Source organism: Candidatus Hydrogenedentota bacterium (genome assembly GCA_018005585.1).
Lineage (GTDB): Bacteria > Hydrogenedentota > Hydrogenedentia > Hydrogenedentales > JAGMZX01 > JAGMZX01.
Genome location: JAGMZX010000088.1, coordinates 11610 through 15620, shown reverse-complemented (window position 1 = coordinate 15620; position 4011 = coordinate 11610). Strand labels below are relative to the sequence as shown.

4 protein-coding genes are annotated in these 4011 nt (G+C 63.8%); 1 reads left to right on the top strand and 3 read right to left on the bottom strand.

Features of this window, described 5'->3' with window-relative positions; all coding sequences use genetic code 11:
* The 3 genes from KA184_14870 to msrB all read right to left on the bottom strand — a co-directional run.
* The coding region (locus KA184_14870) for a M56 family metallopeptidase (protein MBP8130859.1) at nucleotides 1–1280 on the bottom strand (1280 nt) is incomplete at its 3' end.
* Nucleotides 1277–1687, bottom strand: a complete 411-nt coding sequence (locus KA184_14865; protein ID MBP8130858.1) for a BlaI/MecI/CopY family transcriptional regulator — start codon at nucleotides 1685–1687, stop codon at nucleotides 1277–1279. The genes KA184_14870 and KA184_14865, both read right to left, overlap by 4 nt.
* A gap of 322 nt (nucleotides 1688–2009) precedes the next feature.
* The gene (gene msrB, locus KA184_14860) at nucleotides 2010–2426 is read right to left on the bottom strand and encodes a peptide-methionine (R)-S-oxide reductase MsrB (GenBank protein ID MBP8130857.1); all 417 of its coding nucleotides are present in this window, start codon (nucleotides 2424–2426) and stop codon (nucleotides 2010–2012) included.
* Between the two features lie 320 nt (nucleotides 2427–2746).
* Here msrB and KA184_14855 point away from each other — a divergent pair.
* Nucleotides 2747–4011: hypothetical protein (locus KA184_14855; protein ID MBP8130856.1), on the top strand; the 1265-nt coding region annotated here is incomplete at its 3' end.

The window sequence follows — 4011 nt, the reverse complement described above, 5'->3', positions numbered from 1 at the left end:
GCCGCGGCGTTGGGCTGGGCCTTGACCAGGGCGAACACCGCGCTCACGCGGCCCACTTCCATCTCCGACGTTACGCTCAGGTCGTCGATGGCCTTGCGGATCTGCGCTTCCACGTCTTCCGTCGTAGCGGCGGCCTGGGATGAAGTTTCCGCTTCGGCCGCGGCGCGATCATTGAATGCGCCGCCCAAGCCCAGCACGAACGCCGTCAGCAGGATCAGGCCCGTCGCCGCCCACGCCCCCAGCCGCGCGGGATACAGCAGCGGATTGCCCAGCAGCGCTGCGATGCGCCGCCCGACCTGCGTGCGCGTCGCGCATAGCCCCCCGGCAACGGCGCGCGAACGGCGCCCGCGAATCTCGGCCAGCACCTGGTAGAGCGTGCCCGCGTAGGCGTCCGCGTCGCCCTGGGTGTTCACCAGCGCGCGGTCGCACGCGAGTTCCGCCGACTCCTCCCAGCGCGCGCCCGCCCACCACGTCGCGGGATGGAAGAAAAAGAACACGTGAGACAGCTGCCGCACGAGGTTTGCCAGGGTATCACCCAGCTTCCAGTGCGTGAGTTCGTGCCGCACCGCCCATGCGACAACGCCCGTCCCCGCGCTCTCCGCCATCCACGCGGGAACCAAGATAACCGGACGCAGCATGCCCGCCAGCGCCGGCGATTCGCACGCGGCCGTGATCACCAGCCGCGGCGGACGCTTCACGCCCAATTCGCGCGCCGCCATTGCGTAGTGTTCCAACAGCGCAGCCGGCGGCGTGGCGCCGCCCCGCGCAATTCGGCGCAGCCTTACGGCGTCGGCACCCTTGTACGCGGAAAGAAACAATACGGCCCCGAACCACACCGCTACCGCGAGCCAGCGTGTGTCTATTTCGTAAACCGCAGTCCAGTCCGAACCGGGCCACGCGAGCCCGCCCCCGCACGCCGGGGTGGGCGCCGGAGGCGCGGCGGCAAGCTGCCGCGGCGCGCCCGCGACGACCGCGCCCGGGGGAATCGCCGCGCCCGGGCGCGGCGGCGCGAGGTCCACGCTCGCATAACGGACTTCCGCGGTCTCCAACTGGAAAACGGGGTACAACGGCCCTATCGCCAGCGCCGTCAGCGGCTTCACAAGCACCAGCAGCCACAACAGCGCGCGCACCCGCGGCGACCCGGGGCGGAATAGCGCGGTCAGGCCCCAAACGGCCGCAGCAAGCACCGCCATCTCGACGCTTGCCCAGAACAGGCGTTCCAGGACGGCGTTACCGCTCAGGTAAGCCAGCCATTCCATCGCTTCCCCGCGCATGCTCATTTGGCCCCCCTTTCTTGCTTCCGGCGCTCGATCATCCGCCGTATTTCGTCCAAGTCCGCCGCCGCAATCTCCGATTCATTCAACAGATACGCGATCGCATGGCGCGGGGAGCCATTGAACAGATTCGCAACGAGCGTTCGCAGCGAACAGCGCGCAACCTGCTCCCGTTTCACCGCCGGTCGCAGCCGGTGCCCCCGCGCCACCGTGGGCACCAGCTCCACGTACCCCTTCTTGCGCAGGTTCGAAAGCACGGTTCGAATCGTGGTCTTGGCCAGCGCCCGCTCGCGCGTGTACGCGTCAATCACCTCGGCCGAGGAGCACTCCCCCAATTGCCACACAACGCGCATGATTTCCTGTTCCAGACGCGACAGCTCCGGCAGCGGACCGCCTTTGTTTTTCGCAACCATGGCCGCCCCCTCCGACTACGCTAACCGATTACGACTATATTTATAGTTGAAACCCGTCCGTTTGTCAAGACCCCGGCTTGCGAACATCCCCCGCGCGGCAAGACAAGAAGCAGAAAGAAGCTGCGAATGCCTGTGCCCGGAGCCGGGAAGTCAGTTCATACCGTCAATGGCCGAGCGCTACCCAGGTCTTCCTCGCCAGCGGGAAGGGCATTATTCTCGTGCAGACAGCACGACACAGCAGGCATGGAAAGAATGCACAGGAAACATCCCGCTTCCCCGCACCAAGGTTCCCGGAATCCATTCTGAACCCTTTTCCGCGCTCCTATTCGCTTTCCCCGGCGCCGTCTTTGCGTTCCAGCGTGAGCGATGCCGAGTTGATACAATAGCGCAGCCCAGTGGGCTGCGGACCGTCGGGGAAGACGTGGCCGAGGTGGGCGCCACAGTGACCGCACGTCACTTCCGTGCGCGCCATGCCGAAACTGCGGTCTTCCGACTCGGCGATGCCCGCACCCTCTATTGGCGCGTAGAAACTGGGCCAGCCGCACCCCGAATCGAACTTCGTGTCGGAGCTGAAGAGTTCATGCCCGCAACAGACGCACCTGTAAACCCCCGGCGTCTTCGAGGCCCAGTATTCGCCCGAAAACGCGCGTTCCGTGCCCTTCTCGCGCGTGACATGGTACTGCCCGGGCGTCAACTGCGCCCGCCATTCCGCGTCCGTTTTCACCACCTTGTCCGGCATGGCTTCCTGGCTTTCCTTCCTATCCGTTGGCGTCACGGCCTCCGGGTTTGAACTGCCCGCGCAACCGTGCAATGTCGCTAATATCAGCATTGCCGCCGCAGCGAATGACCTTTTCATCACATTCCTCGCACCGTCTTCACAATGACTATCATACCGGAAACAAGCGAGATGCCTCTCCCCTATTCCCCGGTCCCGACCCAAGCGTTTGCTTGACGAGTCTGGAAAAAGTGAGAACTTATGTTGACAAAACTCGTGAACCGGAATAAGCTGACTGCGAGGGAACGAGGAACTAGTTAGTTGTTCAACGGGGAATACATGCCATGTCCAACCTGACCCGAGCGTTCGCCGCCACCGCCATCGCCTTCACGCCGATTCTGCTTGCCGGTTGCCCGCCGGAAGACGAGCCGTCCTTGGCTGTCTCCGCCGCCGCACACGATTTCGGCGCCGACACCGGGCCTTGGACACTGCTCATCTGGAATGGCGGCGACGAAGGAACCGCGCTGAACTTCACGCTCGCCACATCCAGCGCCTGGATTCAATTGAGCGTGTCCAGCGGTTCCAGCACCAGTGTAACCGACGTTACCGGCATAGATGTCACGATAAACGCTGCCGCGCTCAGTCCGGGATTGAACACCGGGACCATCCAGGTGTCCTCCAATGGCGGCAATGCGACTGTCACCATCACGGCACAAGGGGAAAGCGGCGAAGGCGAGGGCGAAGGCGAAGGCGAGGGCGAAGGCGAGGGTGAAGGCGAGGGTGAAGGTGAAGATGACCTCATATTCATTCATCATTCCGTGGGCCAGAATTGGCTTGATGACAGCCTGCGCGACGCCTTGCTGGCGAAGAACTACATCGACGAAGTGAACGAAATCACTTACGGCACGGACGTCCCTCCGGACGCGGGCCGGCCGGATTCCCTGGCGGACACGCCCGGCGACCTGACCGACATGCACCACTGGATTCGCTGGTTCAACGATTACGTTGCGCATGTCAAGACCCACGATTGCGCGGACGGCGCAAACCGTATCATCATGTTCAAGAGTTGCTTTCCCAACAGTAATATCGAGGACGACGGCGAAGACCCGGGCAACCCCTTCGAAGACTGGAAAACGCTCGCCAACTATCGCGCCGCATACCGGCACGTCGACGGCCCCGGAAGCACCTACAACGACGGCGCAGTCCTCTATCGCGCACTGGAAGACATCTTCGCCGCAAACCCGAACACGCTTTTCATCGCCGTGACTGCGCCGCCGCTGCATTATGCGCCAGTGGACGACACGAACGACGCAAATGCCGCCCGCGCTCGCGCGTTCAACAGTTGGCTCAAGAATACGTGGCTGTCCGCGTATGAGACGCGCACCGGCCTGAACAACGTCGTCGTATTCGACCTGTTCCATGCGCTGGCGTATCCGAATGATCACGCAACACACCCGAACCGGCTCCGGCAGGAGTACGGCGGCGACAGCGGCGATTCGCATCCCAACAGCGCGGCAAACACGCTGCTGACACAGCTCTTCGCGACCGGAGCCGGCAATGTCCTCGACTCGGCCTGGGTCGCCTTCGGGGGCGGTGCTGAAGGCGAAGG